Source organism: Christiangramia forsetii KT0803 (assembly GCF_000060345.1).
Lineage (GTDB): Bacteria > Bacteroidota > Bacteroidia > Flavobacteriales > Flavobacteriaceae > Christiangramia > Christiangramia forsetii.
Window position 1 is genome coordinate 1,750,463 of record NC_008571.1, and the last position, 23,357, is coordinate 1,773,819.

Annotated in this window: 15 protein-coding genes and 1 tRNA gene; 5 read left to right on the top strand and 11 right to left on the bottom strand. The window is 37.0% G+C overall.

Annotation, left to right across the window (positions count from 1 at the left end; genetic code table 11):
- Positions 1 to 10: 10 nt before the first annotated feature.
- Both GFO_RS07945 and GFO_RS07950 read right to left on the bottom strand, forming a co-directional pair.
- A complete protein-coding gene (locus GFO_RS07945) occupies positions 11 to 1,627 on the bottom strand; it encodes an ArnT family glycosyltransferase (protein ID WP_011709572.1) in 1,617 nt (538 codons plus the stop codon).
- The gene (locus GFO_RS07950) at positions 1,611 to 2,237 is read right to left on the bottom strand and encodes a lipid-A-disaccharide synthase N-terminal domain-containing protein (RefSeq protein ID WP_011709573.1); all 627 of its coding nucleotides are present in this window, start codon (positions 2,235 to 2,237) and stop codon (positions 1,611 to 1,613) included. The genes GFO_RS07945 and GFO_RS07950 overlap by 17 nt, the downstream gene beginning before the upstream one ends.
- 264 nt (positions 2,238 to 2,501) lie before the next feature.
- Between GFO_RS07950 and GFO_RS07955 the strand changes: the two genes are divergently transcribed.
- The 5 genes from GFO_RS07955 to GFO_RS07975 all read left to right on the top strand — a co-directional run bounded on the left by GFO_RS07955 (position 2,502) and on the right by GFO_RS07975 (position 13,541).
- Positions 2,502 to 2,756 (top strand): hypothetical protein, encoded by a 255-nt coding sequence (locus GFO_RS07955; RefSeq protein ID WP_011709574.1) that lies wholly within the window; start codon positions 2,502 to 2,504, stop codon positions 2,754 to 2,756.
- A 135-nt stretch (positions 2,757 to 2,891) separates the two neighbouring features.
- Positions 2,892 to 2,965, top strand: a tRNA-Arg gene (locus GFO_RS07960).
- A gap of 1,211 nt (positions 2,966 to 4,176) precedes the next feature.
- The gene (locus GFO_RS07965) at positions 4,177 to 8,316 is read left to right on the top strand and encodes a two-component regulator propeller domain-containing protein (RefSeq protein WP_158308619.1); all 4,140 of its coding nucleotides are present in this window, start codon (positions 4,177 to 4,179) and stop codon (positions 8,314 to 8,316) included.
- 286 nt (positions 8,317 to 8,602) lie between these two features.
- Positions 8,603 to 10,321, top strand: a complete 1,719-nt coding sequence (locus GFO_RS07970) for a sulfatase family protein (protein ID WP_011709576.1) — start codon at positions 8,603 to 8,605, stop codon at positions 10,319 to 10,321.
- Positions 10,322 to 10,391: 70 nt separating this feature from the next.
- Positions 10,392 to 13,541 carry a glycoside hydrolase family 2 TIM barrel-domain containing protein gene (locus GFO_RS07975; RefSeq protein ID WP_011709577.1) on the top strand — a complete coding sequence of 1,050 codons (3,150 nt, stop codon included), beginning with the start codon at positions 10,392 to 10,394 and terminating at the stop codon, positions 13,539 to 13,541.
- A gap of 362 nt (positions 13,542 to 13,903) precedes the next feature.
- Here GFO_RS07975 and GFO_RS07980 read toward each other — a convergent pair whose 3' ends face one another.
- The 9 genes from GFO_RS07980 to GFO_RS08020 form a co-directional block, all read right to left on the bottom strand.
- Complete coding sequence (locus GFO_RS07980; protein WP_011709579.1) at positions 13,904 to 14,251, bottom strand: L-rhamnose mutarotase; 348 nt, start codon at positions 14,249 to 14,251, stop codon at positions 13,904 to 13,906.
- 12 nt (positions 14,252 to 14,263) lie between these two features.
- The gene (gene fucP / locus GFO_RS07985; RefSeq protein ID WP_011709580.1) at positions 14,264 to 15,610 is read right to left on the bottom strand and encodes an L-fucose:H+ symporter permease; all 1,347 of its coding nucleotides are present in this window, start codon (positions 15,608 to 15,610) and stop codon (positions 14,264 to 14,266) included.
- Between the two features lie 10 nt (positions 15,611 to 15,620).
- Positions 15,621 to 16,412, bottom strand: coding sequence for an SDR family oxidoreductase (locus tag GFO_RS07990; RefSeq protein ID WP_011709581.1), 792 nt, complete (start codon positions 16,410 to 16,412; stop codon positions 15,621 to 15,623).
- 17 nt (positions 16,413 to 16,429) lie between these two features.
- Positions 16,430 to 17,257: an amidohydrolase family protein gene (locus GFO_RS07995; RefSeq protein WP_011709582.1), complete on the bottom strand. Its 828-nt coding sequence runs from the start codon at positions 17,255 to 17,257 to the stop codon at positions 16,430 to 16,432.
- Positions 17,247 to 18,719: a tagaturonate reductase gene (locus tag GFO_RS08000; protein WP_041250060.1), complete on the bottom strand. Its 1,473-nt coding sequence runs from the start codon at positions 18,717 to 18,719 to the stop codon at positions 17,247 to 17,249. Before GFO_RS08000 ends, GFO_RS07995 begins: the two co-directional genes overlap by 11 nt.
- A gap of 209 nt (positions 18,720 to 18,928) precedes the next feature.
- Positions 18,929 to 20,581 carry a UxaA family hydrolase gene (locus tag GFO_RS08005; protein ID WP_041250303.1) on the bottom strand — a complete coding sequence of 551 codons (1,653 nt, stop codon included), beginning with the start codon at positions 20,579 to 20,581 and terminating at the stop codon, positions 18,929 to 18,931.
- Between the two features lie 29 nt (positions 20,582 to 20,610).
- Entirely contained in the window at positions 20,611 to 21,282 is a 672-nt protein-coding gene (locus GFO_RS08010; RefSeq protein WP_011709585.1) for a bifunctional 4-hydroxy-2-oxoglutarate aldolase/2-dehydro-3-deoxy-phosphogluconate aldolase, read from the bottom strand.
- Between the two features lie 23 nt (positions 21,283 to 21,305).
- Complete coding sequence (locus GFO_RS08015; protein WP_011709586.1) at positions 21,306 to 22,328, bottom strand: sugar kinase; 1,023 nt, start codon at positions 22,326 to 22,328, stop codon at positions 21,306 to 21,308.
- An 11-nt stretch (positions 22,329 to 22,339) separates the two neighbouring features.
- Positions 22,340 to 23,347: a zinc-binding alcohol dehydrogenase family protein gene (locus tag GFO_RS08020; RefSeq protein WP_011709587.1), complete on the bottom strand. Its 1,008-nt coding sequence runs from the start codon at positions 23,345 to 23,347 to the stop codon at positions 22,340 to 22,342.
- Between the last annotated feature and the right edge of the window lie 10 nt (positions 23,348 to 23,357).

A 23,357-nucleotide genomic window follows, 5' to 3' on the forward strand; every position in this document is an offset into this window, starting at 1 on the left:
GATTCTTAATTTATTCGCTACTAATTAAAAATAGATTTCTGTATAATCTTTCCCGATGACTGTTTAGACTCGCATTCATATCAATCTCATCGATCTTCTCTATTTTGAATCCAGATAGAACAGTTTTCATCTCCTTGGTCTGGCTTTCAGTAACTAATAATAAGAAGCGTTCCTTATCAGGAATATCATAAGCATTTTCATTTTTCAAATCTTTAATAGGTCTTCCATACTCCCATATTAATTCTGGTGTAAAACCACTGAATTCATATACGGGTAAATCATCCTCATCAAAATGTTGATCAATAACAGAAATACTTTTGTAAGAAGGATTTAGTTCCATTTTTTTTGCAATTGGAAAAGCAAAAAATATGATACAGATAATAAACCAAACGCTTAAATAAAATACCGGTTTGATACGATTTCTCCTTAAATAATAAAATATGAGGATGCCTATTAATCCAAGGCAAATGGAAGTAATTAGAAACCAGGGCCATATTTCTGAAAATATATCTTTTAAGAAATAGAACCCTATAATTGGAAAGGCAAGACCTATAAGAGCGATTAGCGAAAAATTGAAATAAACAACCAGCTTTTCTTTTTTCGGCATCATATCAAACCTTCTAAAAAGATATTCTATATAAAATGCCGTATTCAAAGCAAGCGGGATTAAAACCGGTAAGAGATATCTTGATTTCTTTTCAGGTATTATAGAAAGCAATACTACTGAAGCTAAAGTCCACCATAGTGTAAACTTATAGCCTGGTTTATCAAAAACCCTGTTTTTAAGATATGGATAAAGCAGACTGACAAATGCCGGAATCGTCCATATTCCCGTTTGAATTACAAAACTCCAGTAATAATAGATTGGACGGGTATTATAATCAAGCCAACGACCTGTTTCCTTTTCAGTTATTTTAGCAACGGCATGAGTATCGAAAAAATATACATAAAGACTCCAGGAGGCTGAAACGATAAAAGCAATTAATACCATCAATATTAAAGGCTTCCATTTGCTTCTGAGGTTTTTATATTTATAAACTGCTCCGTAGGCAATTAAAAAGGGTAAGAGCAATCCATACATAGAGACAGGGCCCTTACTAAGAAATGAACAGCCCAATAAGAGCCCCGCAATTACACCGTTTGTATATTTATTACCTTCTTCAGCAAAAATTCTATACATCCCATATATAGCCATGATCATCCAGGCATGAGTATGTATATCCCATTGTCCATCTCTACCCGAATGGAGTATATAAAATGAGGTTACGCCAATTAAACCTGCGATAAATGCAAATTTTCGATGTGCAGTAATTTTAAAACCTAATTTATAAATAAAAATTACGGTTATAGTTCCCATTATTGCTGCAGGCAACCTTAACGCAAAAAGACTTTTCATTCCAAATAGCAACATTGACAGAGCCGTTAGCCATGTTGGAAGTGGAGGCTTTTCATATCTAGGTTCATTATTTAGTGTTGTGAAGATCCAATGATCCAGATTAATCATTTCCCGGGCTGTAGCGAAATTTCGGGCTTCCATAATATTCACCAGTATCGCATCGAGATTAACGAAAAATATCGCAATACAAACCATCACTAATAAAAGAAGATAATTATCCTTTAACTTCATTTTTTTGAATATAAATATTTCTAATATACATAATCAATCCAATTCCATGACCTGCTAATAAAACGGGATCTTTTCTAAGTATTGCATAAATTGTAATAGTTCCCGAACCAAGTAAACTTAATAACCAAAAACCCAGGGGGAGACTTGATATTTTCTTCCTTTCTGAATAGAGCCATTGGTATATAAATCTTAAGGTAAAAATTAGTTGTCCTAAAGATCCAAGAATTAACAACCAAAATGGTATTGCTTCATTTCTAAATAACTTTGCGGCATCATATTGATTATTATTGAAACCATAAATAACTATGAGCAACGGAAATATCCATAGAAATATTCTAAATAACTTGGGATACCTATGCCATTCACCTTGTAGTTGAAGATTTCTTATGTATATAAAATAAGTTAGCGTTTGCCCCATCATAATTGCGAAATCATTCCTTAAATAACCATAAACGAATAGTAAAAAAGAAGCAAGTAAACTTAAGTGCCAAAATACAATGGGAGTAATTATTTTTTTACTTTTTTCAGAAAGAATCCATTGTAGGATCATACGCCCAGAGAAAAGTAATTGTGCAAAAAAACCTATTGTATAAATTAACCAACTATCCATCTCTTGAGATCATCTTAAATAATGAAAAAATATCATTTTTAATACAATCAATACATTGAAATAAAGTCGTCATAAATGTGATCAGGAAGTTTTCAGCTAAATTAATATTATTTCTCGAACCCATGATATTGTCCTTTACCGATTAATTTTAGCAGTTTGAAGATTTTCTAATCATGCAATATGTATGACTCATTTTTACTTCTATATTTGAAACTCCAAATCTATTGAAATACCCTGCTTGGCTAACAGAAAAATTTATTAGTCATGCTGACACAACAGGATTATATCCTCAATACTGAGGAAGAATACAAACAGATCGAATCTGTAAAAGAATGGATTCAAAATATTCACGAATCTGGTACATTTTTTAATCTTTCTTTGAAGACACTAGAATTAATTCGCCGTTTCAATAATTTACATATCCAGGTTTTTGAAGAAAATAATACCACTCCCAGTAATTTAAATCAGCTAGTGATCACTTCAAAGGGACTGGAAACACAATTAATTAGAGAGAATTAGAAAAAATCAAAAATATTATATACTGATAATCAAAAACTTCCCTCGGGAAGTTTTATTTTTTTATAAATGTGTGATTTTTTAGATGAAAAAACATTGTATTATTTATAAAGTGGCTTATATTTGCAACCGCAAAAAGGTCGCATAGCTCAGCTGGATAGAGCACCTGCCTTCTAAGCAGGCGGTCCCAGGTTCGAATCCTGGTGCGATCACGAAAAGCCTTCCTTACGGGAGGCTTTTTTGTTTTTATTAAAATTTATCACATCTACTATTTTTATATAACACCTACTTTACGCACACAAAGAATATTTTAGCGAAATTTCACAACTAGATAATATTTTTAATGGTTAGAATAAAAATTCAGACATTTTATACTAAACATAGGGTTCAATTCTACATCTGGGTTATTCATTATTTCGGTTAATGATCCTCACTTAACAACATTACTGAAAATAACTTAAGAATTTGTACAGCCTATTTTAGTACTATCTGTTTATTAATTCAGTTTATAATTCAACCCATATTTTTTGGAATGATTGTGTAATAAAAATTCCCAATAATTATCTTACTTCCCGTTTCTAAAGAACTATAACCTTCCAAAGGTTATTCAAATCATAACCAAGACATCGCTTTATTTGCTGTTTTTATGATGCAAGGTTTTAATCAAGAGTTATTTTCTTACTTATCCATCTTATTTTCAGGTGATTATATTTAAAAGTTCTTTTTGACATTTACGAAAGCTTATCCTTTATTGAGAGATATTCTTCCAAAACGGAATGAGCTATATGGAAGAACTTTGAAAGTCATTTTCCGATGACTGATTTCTATATGATGATCAAATTTGCACTAGGAACTTAGGGTAATATTGGATATCAATCAATCACCTAAAATAATTTGGCAGGAAGAATGAGATAGATAAAATTAGAATTCTCAAAAACTTTAATCGTATTCAAATTAAATTGTTTTGATTTGAAAAATGGACAATTTTAAATTATTAAGGTCAAACATATTTAGACCGAACTCCTGTCCAGATTATTTAATTATCTAAATATCTATTGTCTGATTTTCACTAGAGTTAGGGATAAAAAATTACAATTCTAACGAAGAAAATTTAAGAAATGGTTGATAGGTTAGCTACCTGTAAAGGTATTCAAAGACTAAATCCAAAACTATCCTTTTGAGAGAAAGTGATTATTTGTACATAATCATTCTCCTACTTCATTTGAAAATTATATTCCTAAAGAATGTTAACATAATTACTAAATTGCATTTAATAAATATATGGTTTAAAAATATTTAAATATTAAGAACATTCTATCCATACATTATTTTTAAAAACTCTATGCTCGCTCTTATTAAACAGACAATTTTAATCTACCGACCAATAATAAGCCTGCTATTATTTTTTGGATGCTATCTAAATTTGTCTGCTCAAAATCAAATTAGTTTTGAACGAATCTCTACTAATGATGGCCTTTCCCAAAGTGATATTAATGCCATTTACCAGGATAAAACCGGTTTTATCTGGTTTGGGACCCATGACGGCCTTAATAAATTTAATGGCTATAATTTTACAGTTTATAAGCCAAAAAAGGATGAAAATTCTATCAGCAGTAATTTAATCTTTTCAATCACCGGTGATAAAAAAGGCAATTTATGGATAGGGACTACGGGTAGCGGCCTCAATTTTTTCGATAAAACCACCGATAAATTTACCACTTATAGGAATGATAAAAAGGATGCAAACAGTTTAAGCAATGACCATATAACCTGTTTATTCTTGGATAAGAAAGGTCGCTTATGGATAGGAACCCGGGATGGTTTGAATCTACTGGATCTTCGCAAATCAAAGAATGAATATCGCTTTCAGCGTTTCTATATAGAAAAAGATAAAGGAAGTCCTGAGAATAACACTATTTATTCAATCTTCGAAGACAGTTCCGGTGAAATTTGGGCTGGAGGTCAAATTGGCTTATATAAATTAAAGTCGAATAACGAAGGGGCCACCGGTTTTTCAAAAGTGAATAAGGACCTTAATCTTCCCGAAGGGATGGTAGAAGCTATTGCACAGGATGATAACGGTAAATTATTTTTTGGAACTTCTGACGGACTCTATTTTTTATCCGATCAAACGCAGCAAACGAAAAATGTTGTTCGTCTGGTTGACGGTTTCTTCAACGATATTCAAATAGATAAAGAAAATAATATTTGGGGTGGAACCAATAAAGGACTGATTTATCTTGAAAATGGAAAATTGCCTGTTGTTACAGACCATTTTCAGTATGATCCCCGAAATTTAAACAGTCTCAGCAAAAATATTGTAAAATCCCTTTATACCGATGACACAGGAATTATTTGGGTTGGAACCAATGGTGGTGGTATCAATAAATTTGATCCCGGGCATAAAGATTTTCGACATATAAGAAAAACTACTGCCGATAATAGCTTAAGCTATGATAAGATACGGGCTATGTATGAAGATTCTAACGGAACTTTATGGATAGGAACCGAAGGTGGAGGCTTGAATATGTTATTAGAGGAAGATAACCGGAATTATTCAGGATTTAAAAATTTTGAAACCGTCCTAAAGCCTTTTGCTTTATCAGAAATTGAAATCGATAATAAGAAAACCCTGCTTATTGGTGCAGAAGGAACTCCTTCTTTTTATAAACTTGATATTTCCAATCCTGAAAAAATTAAAGAAAGTGATATCATCCCGATTCCTGAAATTGAATATAGCGTCTTTTCCTTTTTGACCGATAGTAACGAAAATTTATGGATAGGAACGTATCGTGGCGGGGTACACAGATGGGTTAAGGATTCAGCATCTCCTGACGGATTTAAAAAACAACAATTTTTAAACGAGCAAAATAATCCTAACAGCATTTCAGATAATATTATTCGGAGCATTTATGAAGATAGTAAAGGAAATATCTGGTTTGCCACGGGGGATGGATTAGCACGGCTAAAAAAGGATCAGATTGAAAAAGAGAATCCGGATTTCATCAATTACAAACATCAAAAAGGCGATACTACCAGTATAAGTCATGATTATATTTTAAGCCTGCATGAAAGCAAAGACGGAGCGCTATGGATAGGAACCTTTGGTGGTGGCTTGGATAAATTTATTCCGGCGTCACAATCCCAACCTGAACGTTTTATTTCATATTCCGAAGAAGATGGCCTGCCAAATAATGTGATTAAAGGAATTCTTGAAGATGAAAAAGGAAATTTATGGCTATCCACAAATAAAGGACTTTCCAGGTTTAATCCGGAAAAAGAGACCTTTAAGAATTTTAATGTTAATGACGGACTCCAGAATAATGAATTTCAGGAATTAGCTTTTTTGAAGCGGGATGACGGTGAAATGCTCTTTGGGGGAATCAATGGATTTAATGCCTTTTACCCCAGTAAAATTATAGAGAACCCCTACCCTCCGGAAACAGTAATTACCAATTTTTCCATTGCGAATAAACCCGTTAAAATAGATGAAAAGCTAAAAGGAAGAATTGTTCTGGATAAATCTATTACGGAAACTGAAAATATTAAAGTAAAGTACAATCAGAATAATATTTCCTTTGAATTCGCGGGGCTTCATTATGCCTCCCCTAAAAAAAACAAGTATGCCTATAAATTAGAAGGTTTTGATGAAGATTGGATTTATACAGATTCTGAAAAGCGTTTTGCAACCTATACTAATTTAAACCCGGGCGATTATATCTTAAAAATCAAGTCTACTAATAATGATGGAATATGGGATCCCACACCAGCAGAATTGGCAATTGAGGTAATCCCCCCTTTCTGGATGACCAATACTGCCTATGTGATCTATTTTCTGCTTTTTATTGCTTTACTCTATGCGCTTCTTAAATACACGATAATCAGCACTACTAAAAAACATCAGCTGGAGATGGAGCATCTGGAAAAAGAAAAAAATGAGGAATTGCAACAGATGAAAATGGATTTTTTCACGAATGTCTCTCACGAATTTCGGACGCCTCTTACGTTAATAAAAGGCCCTCTGGAATATTTACAACAAAAAGGTAAAGATCTGGATTATAGCATTATTGAGAACCAGTATGCTATGATGTATAAAAACACGAAATACTTATTAAGGTTATTGACGCAATTACTGGATTTTGAAAAGATGGATCAGGGTAAAATGAAGCTGACCGTTAGAGAAGGTAATATTGTAAAATTCCTTAAAGAAGTTGGTGAGCCCTTTAAATTTATTAGCGAAAAGAAGAATATCGAATATAAATTTGAAACTGAAAAAAGTAGTATCACTTCCTGTTTTGATCCCGATGCCTTAGAGAAAATAATGAACAACCTTTTATCTAATGCGTTTAAATTCTGCCCTATAGACGGCTATGTTTTAGTCAAAATAAAAATTGATAAAAAGCAGATAGACGGACAAGTTTCAGAAGTGGTCGTTATAGAAGTGACCGATTCCGGAGCTGGAATTTCAGCAGCTAAAAAAGAGCGAATCTTTAAGAGGTTTTATAGCAAAGATATTTCAAGGGAAAAACAAATGGTGGGAACAGGCATTGGCCTTAGTTATACCAAAAGCCTGGTAGATCATCATTTAGGTACTATAAATATTGATAAAAATGAAAAGGGCGGCTCTACCTTCGTTATAAGCCTACCCAAAGATAAAAGCTCTTACATCAATAAAGAAGGTATCAAACTATATAAAGGGAAGGATAAAGAGATCCTTCTAAATCCGGCAAATTCGTCGTCCTACCTTATTTCTCTAAGTGATGAGAAAAATGATAAAAACATTTTTAAAGACCGGCCTGAACTACCAATCATACTGGTAGTAGATGATAATAAAGATATCCGGAAATTTATAAGACAAAGCCTGCAGGATAATTATAATATTCAGGAAGCTGAAAATGGCAGGGAAGGTTTTGAAAAAGCAAAAGAAATAGTTCCCAATATTATCATTAGTGACCTTATCATGCCTGAGATGGATGGCATAGAATTTTGTCATCATTGTAAAAATGACCCGGCTACCAGCCATATTCCATTCTTACTATTAACCGCTAAAGATTCCCAGGAGAGTGAATTGGTGGCCATGGAAAGCGGGGCCGATGATTACTTAATAAAACCTTTTAACCTGGAGCTCCTTCAGTTAAAACTGAAGAATATTATTACAAAACGAAATCATCTAAGGAAACGTTTCAACAGGGAAATCATTCTAAAACCAGAAGATGTTACGGTAACCTCTGCCGATGAAAAATTCCTTCAGCAGGCCATGGATATTGTGGAGAATAATATGATGAATACCGATTTTAGTGTGGAAATGCTCGTTAAGGAAATGGGATTAAGTCGAAGCAATCTTTACCTGAAACTAAAAGAAATTACCGGTCTTTCTTCAAGTGAATTTATTCGCAGTATCAGATTAAAAAGAGCAGTCCAGTTACTTGAAAAAAGTGACCTTTCGGTGAAGGAAATAATGTATATGACAGGTTTTAATACAGCCTCCTATTTTGCTAAATGTTTCAAAAAACAGTTTGGTAAGACTCCTAGCGAATACGTGAATAAATTAAATAATACCTGATCATAGATTTCAAATTCGATAGGTGTTATTTTGAATTCAAACTTTTCGAGAATAAAAAACAGCAATTAGATTTAATTAGAAATTCAACCATCTACCTTCTTTAAATATTCGCTATAACTACTGATTACAAGCACCTTAAATAAAATAAATTTAATTTAAAGAATACCCGCGAAACATTTGATATAGCTTTTTAAACATACGTAGCCTTCATTTTACAGGTTAAATCCAATATTTACCTACTTTGTTATTTCAAAATATATAAGCAGTGGGATTAATCCATATTTGTATGAAGAAGTATATTCTCAAAATTTCCGAAGCAATTTTTACGAAGCATCATTACTTGCTGGTTATACCTATTGTATTTTTTATATCCTGTGCTACAAATGCACAATCAGATGTTTCAAAAAATAGCCAGAAAAAGCCTAATATCATCTATATAATGGCAGATGATCATACTACGCAGGCTTTTGGCATATACGGAAGCAGGCTTGCCCAACTAAACCCAACGCCGGTGCTGGATAGTTTAGCACGTGATGGGATGATCTTTGACAATGCGTTCGTAAACAACTCCATTTGCGTACCCAGTCGAGCGGCTATTTTAACAGGTCAACGGGCCCAGACTAATGGAGTGATAGATCTGGAAGGAACACTTCCCGTAGAAAAACAATATTTGCCTAAAGAAATGAGCAAACTGGGTTATCAAACTGCGCTCGTAGGTAAATGGCACTTACATGACGAACCTGCAGCTTTTGATTACTACCAGGTATTGCCGGTGCAGGGTAAATATTTTGATCCTGACTTCAGAGTCCGCGGTGAAAAGTCCTGGCCACAAAATGTGATAAAAACTAAAGGACATTCTACAGATATCATTACCGATATTAGTTTAGACTGGTTAAAAAATAAGCGTGATCCGAACAAACCATTCTTTCTGATGCATCATTTTAAAGCGCCGCATGATGACTTTGAACATGCCCCCAGATATGAAGACTATCTCAAAAATGCTTTTATACCAGAACCGGCCAGCATGTATTATAACGCTGATAATGGTTCTATCGCTACAAGAGGTGTCCACGATTCCCTTACGCGAATTATAGGTTCCTCGGTTTCAAGAAGAAATTTGGTAAGAAACCAGGCCATGAATATTTATCCCGAAAAAGAAATATATAAGAACTATCGGGATGCGGGAGATATTGATATTAGCGAACATATTCCTTTTGAACTGGATGCCGAAGAACGAAAATATACTAGTGCTGTATATCAGGATTATCTTAAAAAATATCTTCGGGCAGTGAAAGGTGTTGATGATAATGTAAAACGATTGCTCGATTACCTGGAGCAGGAAGGGCTAATGGAAAACACCATTATTGTCTATACCGGGGATCAGGGGTTTATGCTTGGAGAGCATGATTATATAGATAAACGCTGGATGTATGATGAATCTATGCGCATGCCTTTTTTTGTTCGATATCCCAAAACCATACAAGCCGGCACCCGTACCAATGCCATTATAAACAATACAGACTTTGCTCCTACCCTTATAGAATTAGCAGGCGGAAAAACTCCTGATTATATGCAGGGACACAGTTTTAAAACCATCCTCGAAACCGGGAAAGAACCTGAAGATTGGCAGGATGCCACCTACTATCGTTACTGGATGCATATGGCTCATAAACATGGAAACCCAGCACATTTTGGTATAAGGACAAAGGATTTTAAACTTATTTTCTTTTATGGAAAATACTGGGTAGATACTGAAGACCCCAATGCTACCTGGAACAAGGAAAGCTGGGGGAACGATTTTAAACGGCACACCCCGGTGGCCTGGGAGTTTTATGATCTAAGAAACGATCCTTACGAAATGAATAATGCATATGACGATCCTTATTATAAGGAGATCATTTCGAATTTGAAAATCAGGTTGAAAGATCTCAGAGAAGAACTTAACGAAACTGATAAAAATTATCCCCACATCCAGAAAATTATTGATGAACACTGGGAAAATTAAGTTTACGTAATTGTTTGATTAGCCTTTGGGGGAACAATAGTTCCCCCTTTTTTAAGAAAAATATATCTCCATGAAAATTAATATTCTATTAGTTGCACTATTCGCTCTTATCCATATCCCTGCTTTAAATGCGCAGGATTTGAACGACTGGGAAAATCCGGCCGTAACAGGTATCAATAAACTACCTGCAAGGGCTACTATGTATTCGTTTTCCAATAAGCAGGCAGCTATAAATTTGAATAAAGAAAATTCAGATCGTGTAAAATCTCTGAACGGTACCTGGCAATTTAATTTTTCCACCAGCCCTTCATCGGCTCCTGAAAATTTTCTAAATAAATATTTTAAAGATTGGACAAGCATTGAAGTTCCTGCAAATTGGGAATTGCAGGGTTTTGGAATGCCTATTTATACAAATTCCCAACATCCGTGGGGAACCAATGATTACCCCAATATCCCAGAAGACAATAATCCCGTTGGAATCTATAAAAGGAAGTTTACAGTTCCCAATTCGTGGCAGGATATGCAAGTGCGTATTCATTTTGGAGGGGTAACTTCGGCGTTTTATTTGTATATAAATGGAGAAAAAGTAGGTTATAGCCAGGGAAGTCGCTTACCTGCAGAATTTGATATTAGTCCTTATCTAAAAAAAGGAGAAAATACCGTGATTGCCAAAGTTTTTAGGTGGTCTGATGGTTCCTACCTGGAAGCCCAGGATCATTGGAAACTCAGCGGGATTCACCGTGATGTTTTATTGCTGGCTGAACCAAAAACGGCCATATCAGATTTCTTTGTAAAGACTGAATTGGATAAAGAATATAAAAACGCAACATTACTCATTAAGCCATCTATTAAAACTTCGGAAAACACCGATTATAAGAATTGGCAATTATCAGCTGAATTATTTGATACTGAAGGAGAACCTATAGCTCAGGAAACCATTCCACTTTCAGAAATAACCGATTACAGGTATTCGCAACGATGGACTGAAAAATTCGATTTCATTAATATTCCGATAGAAAATCCTAAAAAATGGACGGCAGAAACGCCCAACCTGTATACACTTACACTGAGTTTAATAGATTTAAATTCAGAAATTACCGAAGTAAAAAGCACCAGTGTTGGTTTTAGAAAATATGAAACCAAGGATGGTGTATTTATGGTAAATGGCCAGCCTGTAAAAATTTATGGGGTAAATCGTCATGATCACAACCAGAAAACTGGGAAGACGGTTAGTTATGAAGATATGAAACGGGATGTTGAGCTGCTGAAATTATATAATTTCAATGCCGTTCGAACCAGTCACTATCCAAACAATCCTGAATTCTATGACCTATGTGATGAATACGGGATCTATGTAATGGATGAGGCTAATATAGAGTCCCACGGTTTACGGGGAGAACTCACCAATAATTCTGCCTGGGGAAATGCTTTTTTAGACCGAATGATACGAATGGTTGAAAGGGATAAAAATCATCCCAGTATATTTTCCTGGTCTTTAGGAAATGAGTCCGGACTTGGCCCGCTACATGGTGCACTTTCCGGCTATACAAAGTATATGGATCCAGATCGCCTGGTTCATTACGAAGGGGCCAATGGCGGTGGAGGCAAGCTTTCTCCCCAGAGCAGGAACACCCCTGAAGACCCTTATAATATTGTCGACTTTGTTAGCCGAATGTACCCTACCCCACAGGAGTTTTTGGAAATGGATGCTTCACAAACAGGAATGAAACCTTTACTCGCCATAGAATATTCACACGCCATGGGGAACTCCAACGGTGGCTTAAAAGATATTTGGGATATTGTGCATGCAAGTCCACGCTGGGCTGGTGGTTTCATCTGGGACTGGATGGACCAGGGCATACTGGTAGAAAAGGATGGCTGTGAGCAATATGCTTATGGTGGATATTTCGGCGAACCCTACCACGATAGCAATTTCAATATTAACGGGATTATAAATTCAGATCAAACGGTGAAACCGGTGATGTATGAATGCAAGTATATTTTTCAGCCATTTGTTTTTGAAAATTTCAATGCTGAAAAAAACACGTTAGAAATAACTAAACGCCGAAAATTTGCAGCATGGAATGATTATGAATTTTCATATGAAATTCAGGAAGACGGAATCTCAATTGCTACTGGTGCAATCGCTGATGGAGCAAATATTTCAGAAGAAACACATTCAGTAATATTAGACTCTAATTATACCGAAAAGAAAGGAAAAGAATATCATTTAAATGTTTACGCAAAATTAAAAAAGGAAACAAAATGGGCTGATAAAGGCTATGTCCAGGCGCAGGAACAATTTGCGCTACCAGCAACCGAGACTTTATTAAAATTTCCACAGGCACAGGGAGAAAAAATCAGCATTAAAGAACAGGATGTAAAACTCATTATTGAAAATGTTGATTTTGAAGTAGTGTTTGATACAAAAGTTGGTACACTGGAAGAATTCAGCTTTAAGAATAAAGATTTAATTACCAGTCCTGTAAAACCTAATTTCTGGAGGGCGATGACCGATAATGACCGGCTGGGATGGCATACCGATGAAAATCTCAAATTCTGGAAAAGTGCCACTCAAAACCAAACATTATTAAAAATTGAAGAAGAAAAAATTGATGATCATACTATTATTATCAATACCTATCATCAACTTGCCGATGGAGGTGCCACACAGAAAACAAGCTATACTATTAATTCTGATGCCAGCATAGAAATCACCAGCGAACTTTCTACAAGCAACCATTTGTCATGGATCCCAAGGATTGGAGTGGAACTAGGTCTGGCTCCTTCCCTATCCAAAATTAAATGGTTTGGCAAAGGCCCGCACGAAAATTATAATGATCGTAGTGAAGCTGCTTTTGTGGGACAGTACAACAGTAATCTCGAAGAATTCCCGACCTCCTATGTTTATCCCCAGGCAAATGCTAACCGAATGGATACGCGCTGGGTTCAGTTTAAAGATAAAAAGGGCGATGGCCTCAAATTTACTGGTAGTTTATTTGAATTTAGTGCTTATCCCTATTCCAATGAAAATTTAGAAAAAGCGACCAACATCTGTGAATTGGAAGAAGGCGATTATACCACACTCAATATAGATCACAAGCAGATGGGCGTTGGAGGTTTTAATTCCTGGAGCTGGAAAGCAGCACCTTTAGAGAAATATCGCATTCCTCCGGGAAATTATATTTATAAAATAAAAATACAGCCTGTGGGGTTTTAGAATAAAATTGATTGTATTCTGAAATTATGAAATTGGATAACATATCCTAATCCTTGTCCAAAGGTTCTGTAAAACCAAATCTAATCTTTGTTTTTCGGCTTCAGTCTCTTTGTTGTTTCTCTCCATACCAAGCGGAGCAGGAATTTAGTTAAAGGAAAGCCCTGTTTTGTGTTATCAAAGCGAAGAAATACAGGGATCAAGAGATTCCTCTTTCTTTGGAATGACATCCTTGAAACTGTATCTAGTATTTTTTACGAAGGATGTAGTAAGAGACAACTATTGGCTGGTTAAACAAGCAAATATTATCCTGAAAAGTTAAAATCTGAGTTCAGATTAAAGTAATTTAAAATTAGAATATATCACTACTCTAGCTTGAAAATTTGCTCCAAAGGCACCCATTTTTGCCCGTTTTCAGCCCACGGTAATCTTTGCTGAAATGTATCCATCAGTTTTTCCCATTCCTTTACTTTAGGGTTCTCAGCATCCATTCTGGCCTTTTTTTCATGGTCAAAAGTTTCATCCACTTCCATGATCATAAATAACCGATTACCGGTAAGATAGATTTCCATGTCTATAATCCCGGCGTCCTTAATGCTTCTGGTAATCTCTGGCCAGGCATTGCCCGCAGCATGGTATTCTTTATATTTTTCAATCAGTTGCGGGTCATCCTTTAGGTCGCAGGAATAACATAATCTTTTTATAGCACTCATTTTCTTCTGAAATTAATTTGTATGGTAAACTTTATAAACCTGTCTTCCGTAGATACCAATTACTACAAAACATATTAGTGGTAGAATAAATGAGAAATTCACTTCAGGAACTCCTAAGATGAGAGTATCTACATAACCCGGTCCGCCGAAGTCAAGAATATATCCCTGTAAATAAGGCATAAATGCGCCTCCAACAATAGCCATTACCAGAAAAGCAGCTCCAAATTTGGCATCCGGGCCCTGTCCTTCCAAAGCGATCCCGTAAATAGTTGGGAACATGATAGACATAAAAAACGAAACTCCAACCAGGGCATACAGTCCGGTCATCCCTCCCACGAAAATCGTCACCAGGGTCAATAAAAACGCTCCAATTGCAAAATACATCAGCAATTTACCGGAATTCACATATCGCATTAGAGCGGTACCTACTGCCCGGCCGATAAGAAATATGATCAGGGCTGCTGCGCCATAATATATTGCTGTGGCATTATCTATACCCAAAGGTTCTGCATATTGATAGACGTAGGTCCAACACATGATTTGTGCCCCCACATAAAAGATCTGAGCGATGACCCCACCTGCAAATTTTTTACTGCTCCATAAACGTTTCACAGATTCGAAAAAATTAACTTTTCCTTCCTGTTCCTTATTTCGCGGCATTTTCATAATCCCGATAATGATAAGGAAGACCAGTACTACCCCACCAAGGATCACATAAGGATTTCTTATGATTTCCAGGTCTGCTGTTCTAATCGTCGCTTTGGCAGATTCTGAAAGCTGATCGTAAAACACATCCCCGGATTCATTGGTGTCATCAGATTGTAGCGCATCGAGAATAAAACTTCTGGCAATTAATAGACCTGCTATGGAACCCACAGGATTAAAGGCTTGCGCCAGATTTAAACGCTGGGTTGCAGTTTCCGGGGCTCCCATGGCCAGAATATAAGGGTTGGCTGTGGTTTCCAAAAAGGCCAGTCCGAATGTTAATATGTATAATGCTACCAGGAAAAAACTAAAACTTTCATAGGCGGCAGCAGGAAAAAACAGGAAAGCTCCCGTGGCATATAGCGCTAAGCCTATCATTATCCCTTTTTTATAGGAAAATTTATTTACAAAAAGTGCTGCAGGAATAGCCATGGTAAAATATCCTCCATAGAAGGCCGCCTGAACTAAAGATGCTTCAGTGTTAGAAAGTTCCAATACCTTTTTAAAAGCTGAAACCATGGGGTTGGTAATATCATTGGCAAATCCCCATAATGCAAAAAGCGAAGTGATTAATATAAATGGAACAATTACCGATTTAGATACTACGGGAATGCTTGTTTTTTTGTTCAATTTAGCTGTATAGGTAGATTCCATCTAATTATTTTTATTCGGTTAATAATGAACGATCCAGGTGAACATAACCACCGTCCACAAAAATAAACTGGCCTGTGGTATGTGATGATTTTTCTGAAATATTAAACAGGCACGCATCTGCAATTTCTTCGGGAGTTGTCATCCTGTTACCTAAAGGGATTTTGTCTTCTATAGCTTTCTTCTTTTGCTGGCCGTCTTCCATAGTATCCAGCCAGTTTTGATAAGCCGGCGTCATACTTTCGGCGATAATAAGCGCGTTGCACCTTATTCCATCCTTGATTAAATCTACGGCCCATTCACGGGTAAGCCCTAAAACGCCCCCTTTAGAAGCAGCATATCCAGAAGTACTTCCCTGTCCCGTTAAGGCAACCTTGGATCCTATATTTAGGATATTTCCGTTGGTCTTTTTTAGAAGCGGCAACGCATATTTGGTCATTGCAAAAAAGCTGACCAAATTAAGTTTTAGAGAGTACATAAAATCTTCTATCGAGCTATCCAGTCCGGCGCCGTCGTTCACCCCAACATTATTGATAAGCGCGTCCATACGACCATACTTCTTATCAATAGTTTTTACCGCATCTTCAATTTGGTTAGGATCAGAAAGGTCTGTTTTTATAAATATTGCATCGATTCCTTTTTGTTGTAATTCTTCTGCATAGCCAATACCCCGTTCATTCCTACATACGATCACAGGAATGGCTCCTTCTTCTGCCAACGATTGTACAATCGTCTCACCAATACTACCTTTTATCCCGGCGGCACCAGTTACTACTACTACTTTATCTTTCAATCCTAAGTCCATCTTCAAATATTTTTAAATTATACATCATAAAAGTTCTGTGCCGTTCTGCCCCACACATCTTCTTTTTCTCTTTCACTAAGCGGCTTTATATAGTTTTCCAGAATTCCTTTAACCTCAGAATAGCTACCTCCCAGTAAACATACCGGCCAGTCAGATCCAAACATAATACGCTCCGATCCAAAGCCATCAAATATTACATCCAGATAGGGTGCAAAATCGGAATATTCCCATTTTTCCAAGTCTGCTTCGGTGACCATCCCGGAAACTTTACAATACACATTCTTATGCGATGCCAGGGTTTTCATCTTTTCTTTCCACTCATCAATTTTTCCATTTTTAATATCCGGTTTGGCGATATGGTCGATCACAAATTTTTGCTTCGGAAACTTTTTTACCGTAGCCAGCGCAGCTTCCATTTGTGAGGGAAAAATGAGAATATCATAAGTAAATCCATATTTTTCGAGGGAAGCAATCCCCTTTTGAAAATCGGCGAGCTTCATAAAATTCACATCCGGTTCATCCTGCACCACATGTCGAAACCCCTTTAGCTTTTCATATTTTCTATAGTGCTCGAGTCTCTCTTCAAGATCCGGGGAACGTAAATCTATCCATCCCACAACGGCTTTTATAAAATCATGTTTTTCAGCCAGGTCAAGTAGAAAATTAGTTTCATCTTCGGTTTGATCTGCCTGTACAACCACGCAACCCGCTATACCCTCTTTTTTGCATATAGGTTTAAGATCTTCCGGCAGAAAATCTTTTTGTATCACCTTCATATCATCACTAATCCAGCTGTGTTTTTCGGGATTATATTTCCAAAAATGCTGGTGCGCGTCAATTTTCATAAATCGGGGTTTTAAGGTTTCTTAGACTCTCCCGAATACCTTCAGCTTCTATTTCGTTAAGGTAAACGGCAATGGTCCTGACCAAACCCTCAAATTGAGTAAGGTCTTCTCCGAAAATTATTTTATTCTGAAGTATCGATTCTACAAATTCTTCAGTATTTATAAGCTTTTTATCCTTTTTCTCCCATTGCTGATTGAAAAAAGAAAGTACTTCAGGATCATCTTTCACTTCTATACTCTCCCCCTTAAATTCCCCTTTATAAAACCGAAGCATACATGCTAGTGAGAAAGCGGTTCGCTTGGGAAAATGGCCTTTTTCGGAAGTATATTCTTTGAATGCCGGCAGCAAACGTGCCTGAAATTTTGAAGTACTGTTTAAAGAAATAGCAAGTAGGTAATGTTTTAAAGTAGGATTTTTAAACCTATCTAATACCGCGTCTATAAATGCATCTATTTCGGATTCTGGAAACTTATTTAGTGTAGGTTTAATTTCTTCTCGTAATACCTGCTCCACATGATTTAAAACCAGGTCATCATCCATGCTTTCCCTCACTGTTCGTAAGCCTGCCAGGTAACCTACAGGAACAAGCGAAGTATGCGCTCCGTTCAATATCCTAACTTTTAATTCCCGGTAAGAAGCAAGCTCATCTACAAACTGTACATTCAAATTTGTCTTTTCAAATGGCAGTTCTTTTTTCACGATTTCGGGTGCCTTTATAATCCAACTATGATATTCCTCGCCGGCAACTAATAATGGATCTTTAAAACCTGTTTTTTGTTGAATCTCGTTCTTCCTATTCTCAGGAAAACCGGAAACTATTCGATCTACCAGTGTACTACAGAAATAGTTGTGCTTTTCAATCCATTGTTGAAAATCATCTCCTAAATCCCACAGTTTGATATATTGCAGTACGGTTTTTAATAGTTCTTCTCCATTATCTTCTATTAATTCACAAGGTAAAACGATGCAACCTTTATCTTCTGCTCCCTTAAAATGATCAAATCTGTACAACAACCATAAAGTCAGTTTTGCCGGGAACTCTTTTGGTGGTTGATCCTCAAAACTATCTGAGTCAGAAAACTTAATACCAGCTTCGGTAGTATTAGAAATAATAAAGCGTATCTCTGGTTGTAAAGCTGTTTTTAAGTATTTATCCCATTCGTTGTAAGAATGAATTACCCGGTTCACGCAGCTTATCAATTTCACTTCGGAAAGCATTTCTCCCCGCTTTATTCCATCCAGCGCCACATGAAAAAGACCATCTTGTTGTTTTAATTCCTTGTAATTTCCACCCTCAGTAGGTTTTACAACTATTACCCCGGCGTCAAACCCGGTTTTTTCGTTCAGCTCATTGATCATCCAGTCACAGAAAGCCCTCAAAAAATTACCTCCGCCAAACTGTAGTACACGTTCGGGATATTCAATAGGTTTATTTGCTGTATTTCTGTTAAGTTGTTTCATTTGATATTTTGTTTTATGCTCGTTCATTAAAGCACCTTATAAGCAAATCATGAATTAAATTGCCACGTCCACCGCAGTCAAGACATTTTTTGACCTTTCGACTGCGCTCAAGGTGACAAAAACTTATGTAAGGTCTCTAAATAGATAAGCATATTTTGTTTTTCCAGACTTCACAGGTTTTTAAAACTTGGGAGGTCTTTGCTCATATTTTATAATGATATTCCCCTTTTCCAGGGAATAAAATCATTTTGATTTTGTAATACTGCCTTTGCTTCTTTTTCCCCACTGGCCACCAAAATAATTTCGTCCAGGATCTTCTCACCCATAGATTGTATGGTATCTTCTCCAGTAATCACCGTACCGGCATTAATATCAATGATATCATTCATACGCTCAAAAAGTGCGGTGTTGCTGGACATTTTTAGGACCGGTGCAACGGGATTACCGGTGGGCGTACCAAGACCGGTAGTAAATACGATCATATTGCACCCACTCCCGGCAAGCCCCGTCGTACTTTCCACGTCATTCCCGGGGGTGCATAAAAGATTTAAGCCTGGCGTTTTTACCTTCTCGGTATAGTCTAATACCGAAGTTACCGGGGATGTTCCACCTTTCTTAGCTGCACCGGCAGATTTCATCGCATCTGTGATCAGGCCATCTTTAATATTTCCCGGGGAAGGATTGTTTTCAAATCCAGAACCTACATCTTTTGCACGTTGCGAATATCGATTCATGATATTGGCGAATTTTTCGGCATCTTCTTTCTCGTTACATCTGTTGATGAGTTCCTGCTCTACTCCATTGAGTTCTGGAAATTCAGAAAGCACCGGAGAACCACCCAGGGCGGTAAGCAAATCTGATGCATATCCCAGGGCCGAGTTACAGGAAATTCCCGAAAACCCATCGGATCCCCCACATTCCAACCCCAGAACCAGCTTATTTAAAGCTGCTGGTTTACGGTCTATCTTATTTGTCTGGGATAAGCCGATAAATGTCTTTTTAACGGCGGTTTCTATAAACTTTCGTTCATTCCCTATTTGCTGTTGTTCCAGATAATACACCGGTTTTTGAAAATTTTTGTCTTTTTCGGCGATTGCGTTCTGGAGCATATCCATCTGTGCATTCTGGCAACCTAAACTTAGAATGGTCGCCCCCGCCACATTGGAATTTGTAATGTATCCGGCAAGTAACCTGCATAAGGTTTCAGAATCCTGCCTGATACCGCCACACCCGCCATCATGTTTTAAAAACTTGATCCCATCAACATTCGGGAATAAACGATTTTTAGTTAATTCTTCGGTGGTGTGCACAATGGAAGTTTCCATAAGTTCTTCAGGAGACGCGCCATTTTTATATTTCTCAATAAGCTTTGGGGTGTCTACAGAATAATCTTTATTAGTTTGGTATCCCAATGCTTCCATTAAAGCATCCTGCACCACATCAATATTCCTGTTCTCACAGAAAACTAAAGGAATTACCAGCCAGTAATTACGGGTTCCTACCGATCCATCTGCCCGGTGATAGCCTTTAAAAGTCCGCTCGGTATATTTTGAAATATCTGGCGCCGTCCATTTATATTTAGATTGCTCCGAATTAAATTCTGCGGAAGCGTGTTTGATATTTTTAGTAGTAATGGCAGCACCCCTTTTTATAGGCTGAATAGCTTCTCCAACCAGCACCCCGTACATAATTATTTCATCTCCAATTTGAAAATCATAAAGTGCAAATTTGTGTTTCTGTTTAATAGCTTCTTCCAGAGGGAAATCTTTACCAGCAATATTGACTATAGTGCTTTTTGGCAAATCCTGGATCGCCACGATAATATTATCCCGCGTATCTATCTGTGAATATGGTTGAGCCATCTTAGCCATGGTGTATGCTATTTTAAAAATTATCTTTTTCTTATTCGCTGTATAAGTGCAAGTGTTTCTTTTACTTTAAGTTCCAATCCCTCGAAATTCTTATTTGCAAGTACTTCTTTTGAAATTAATTTTGACCCCATCCCCACGCAAGTCACGCCGGCATCAAACCAGCCTTTTAAATTTTCTTCTTCGGTGGTTACCCCACCGGTAGGCATGATAGATGTCCAGGGTTGAGGCCCTAAAATGCCTTTTACAAAGCCGGGACCATAAATATTTCCAGGAAATAACTTTACAATTTCACAACCCAGTTCTTCTGCTTTGGCAATTTCAGTAAGGCTTGCACAACCTGGTGACCATAATATTTTTCTACGATTACACACTAAAGCGATGTCTTCCCTTAAGACCGGGGTTACAATAAAATTCGCTCCTAAGGCCATGTATAAAGAAGCTGCTGCCGCATCTGTCACCGAGCCAACGCCCATAATCATTCCTGGTAATTCCTCTATGGCATATTTGTTCAATGCTGAAAAAACCTCATGGGCAAAATCACCTCTGGCGGTAAATTCCATAAGCCGGGCACCTCCATCGTAACAAGCCTTTAATACCTTTTTTCCAAGTTCAATATCAGGATGGTAGAATAAAGGCACCATCCCTGTTTCCTTCATGATCCCTGTTACTTCTATTCTTGAAAACTGAGCCATTATTCTTTATCTTTTGGTTACTATTATCTATTTACTTTAGCAGAACCATCACTGGCCATACACTCTAAAACTTCTTCTTTGGTTACCCGGTTCACATCACCAAAAATGCTATGTTTTAAAGCACAGGCGGATGTTGCGAAATCAATCGTTTTTTTCATATCCCCTCCAAACTCCAGTAGTCCATAAAGAAATCCGCCCATAAAGGCATCTCCGGTTCCTACACGGTCAACAACGGGTTGTACTTCGTAGTTTTTAGCCCGATATAATATATCATCTTTGAATAAAAAACCTCCAATTCGCTGATGGGAAGCATTTACCGAATCCCGAAAAGTCATACCTATGGTGTTTAGCTTAGGAAGAAGATCTGTTAATTCTGAAAAATGCGTTTTAATTTCTTCATCATTAGAATAATTAGGAGCAACCTTATCTTTTCCCAACATAAACATGGCCGTATCGATATCTCCCAGGATTACATTGCTGTATTGTAACATTTCCGGCATTACCTCATGGGGCGCTTTGCCGTATTGCCATAATTTGCTGCGATAATTCAGGTCTGTGGAAATACCAAGTCCCATCTTGTCGGCCATTTTAATTGCTTCCAGACACACTTCAGCAGTGGCCTGAGAAAGGGCAGGCGTTACCCCACTCCAATGAAACCAGTTCGCTCCTTCTAATATCTGTTCCCAGTTAAAAACACCTTTTTCTATTTGTGATATCGCGGAGCCACGCCGATCATAAACTACTTTGCTTGGGCGTATGGAATTTCCTGTTTCAATAAAATAAATTCCCAAACGTTCTCCCTGACGTATAATATGTTTACTCCCAACCTGAAATTCATGGGTCGCGCTCAAAGCACAATCCCCGATCGCAATATCAGGCAGGGCTGTTACAAATTCAGTATCTATTCCATAATTTGATAGAGAGGCGGCAACATTAAACTCTCCCCCACCATAAATAACCTCGAAATTTTTCGCCTGACTAAACTTACGATTATCTGGAGGCGACAAACGCATTAGAATTTCACCAAATGTGATTACTTTATGCATATAATAAATCTCTAAAAATCTACCGTTGCTTTTATAACTCCGGTTTCCGGTTTGGTCCAACTATCAAAATTTTCAATCATATCGCCAAATGGAACATTGTGGGTTATAAAAGAAGAAGTTGGAAACTCATCCAGCACTTTTATAACATGCTCAAAATCCTCTACAGTGGCATTTCGGCTACATAGAATAGATGATTCTTTTGCATGAATTTTTGGATGGGTAAAAGTTAATTCGCCTTTAGATAAGCCTACCAAAACATACCGCCCACCGTGAGCCATATAATCGGGTCCACTCTCCAGGGCTGCTTTATGACCGCTTGCATCAAAGACTACATCGGCCAGATCGCCATTGGTAATTTCAGTGATTTTCTCAACCGGATCTTTTGAAACATTCACTATATGATCTGCTCCAATTTCATTTTTCGCATATTCCAGTCGGTCATCATTCATATCCAGGGCAATCACTTTCGCTCCAGCTATTTGGACCAGTTTGATAATCCCAATACCTATTGGGCCACAACCCACTACCACAACGGTCTCTCCTTTTTTCAGCTGAGCTCGCCTGATAGCATGTGCTCCAATTGCCAATGGTTCCACAATGGCCATTTGATCATTCGATAACTGATTGGCAGGTAATAATAAATCCTGGCGCACGGTAATGTACTCCTGCATTCCGCCATCAGAATGCACCCCGATTACACTTATATTTGAGCAACAATTGGTCTTTCCGTTTCTACAGGCCACACATTCCCCACAGCTTATATAGGGCATCACTACTACATTATCCCCAGATTTTAAGCCTCGTTCATTTTCACCAATCTCAACAACTTCAGAGGCCAGTTCGTGACCAAGAATACGTGGATAGGTAAAAAAAGCCTGGTTTCCAGAATATGCGTGCAAATCTGTACCGCAAATCCCAACTTTTTTAACTCTTAAAAGAGCCTCATTGTCTTTCGGAACCGGTTTTTCCTTTTCCTTTAACTGAAAATTTCCAGGTTCTTCACATACTATATATTTCATTACAATGATC

What these genes read in the sequence shown, in the direction of transcription:
- GFO_RS07990 (WP_011709581.1), bottom strand. Translation starts at nt 16,412, where the DNA reads ATGGACTTAGGATTGAAAGATAAAGTAGTAGTAGTAACTGGTGCCGCC.
- GFO_RS07955 (WP_011709574.1), top strand. Translation starts at nt 2,502, where the DNA reads ATGCTGACACAACAGGATTATATCCTCAATACTGAGGAAGAATACAAA.
- GFO_RS08020 (WP_011709587.1), bottom strand. Translation starts at nt 23,347, where the DNA reads ATGAAATATATAGTATGTGAAGAACCTGGAAATTTTCAGTTAAAGGAA.
- GFO_RS07945 (WP_011709572.1), bottom strand. Translation starts at nt 1,627, where the DNA reads ATGAAGTTAAAGGATAATTATCTTCTTTTATTAGTGATGGTTTGTATT.
- GFO_RS07950 (WP_011709573.1), bottom strand. Translation starts at nt 2,237, where the DNA reads ATGGATAGTTGGTTAATTTATACAATAGGTTTTTTTGCACAATTACTT.
- fucP (WP_011709580.1), bottom strand. Translation starts at nt 15,610, where the DNA reads ATGGAATCTACCTATACAGCTAAATTGAACAAAAAAACAAGCATTCCC.
- GFO_RS08015 (WP_011709586.1), bottom strand. Translation starts at nt 22,328, where the DNA reads ATGCATAAAGTAATCACATTTGGTGAAATTCTAATGCGTTTGTCGCCT.
- GFO_RS08005 (WP_041250303.1), bottom strand. Translation starts at nt 20,581, where the DNA reads ATGGCTCAACCATATTCACAGATAGATACGCGGGATAATATTATCGTG.
- GFO_RS07970 (WP_011709576.1), top strand. Translation starts at nt 8,603, where the DNA reads ATGAAGAAGTATATTCTCAAAATTTCCGAAGCAATTTTTACGAAGCAT.
- GFO_RS08010 (WP_011709585.1), bottom strand. Translation starts at nt 21,282, where the DNA reads ATGGCTCAGTTTTCAAGAATAGAAGTAACAGGGATCATGAAGGAAACA.
- GFO_RS07995 (WP_011709582.1), bottom strand. Translation starts at nt 17,257, where the DNA reads ATGAAAATTGACGCGCACCAGCATTTTTGGAAATATAATCCCGAAAAA.
- GFO_RS07975 (WP_011709577.1), top strand. Translation starts at nt 10,392, where the DNA reads ATGAAAATTAATATTCTATTAGTTGCACTATTCGCTCTTATCCATATC.
- GFO_RS08000 (WP_041250060.1), bottom strand. Translation starts at nt 18,719, where the DNA reads ATGAAACAACTTAACAGAAATACAGCAAATAAACCTATTGAATATCCC.
- GFO_RS07980 (WP_011709579.1), bottom strand. Translation starts at nt 14,251, where the DNA reads ATGAGTGCTATAAAAAGATTATGTTATTCCTGCGACCTAAAGGATGAC.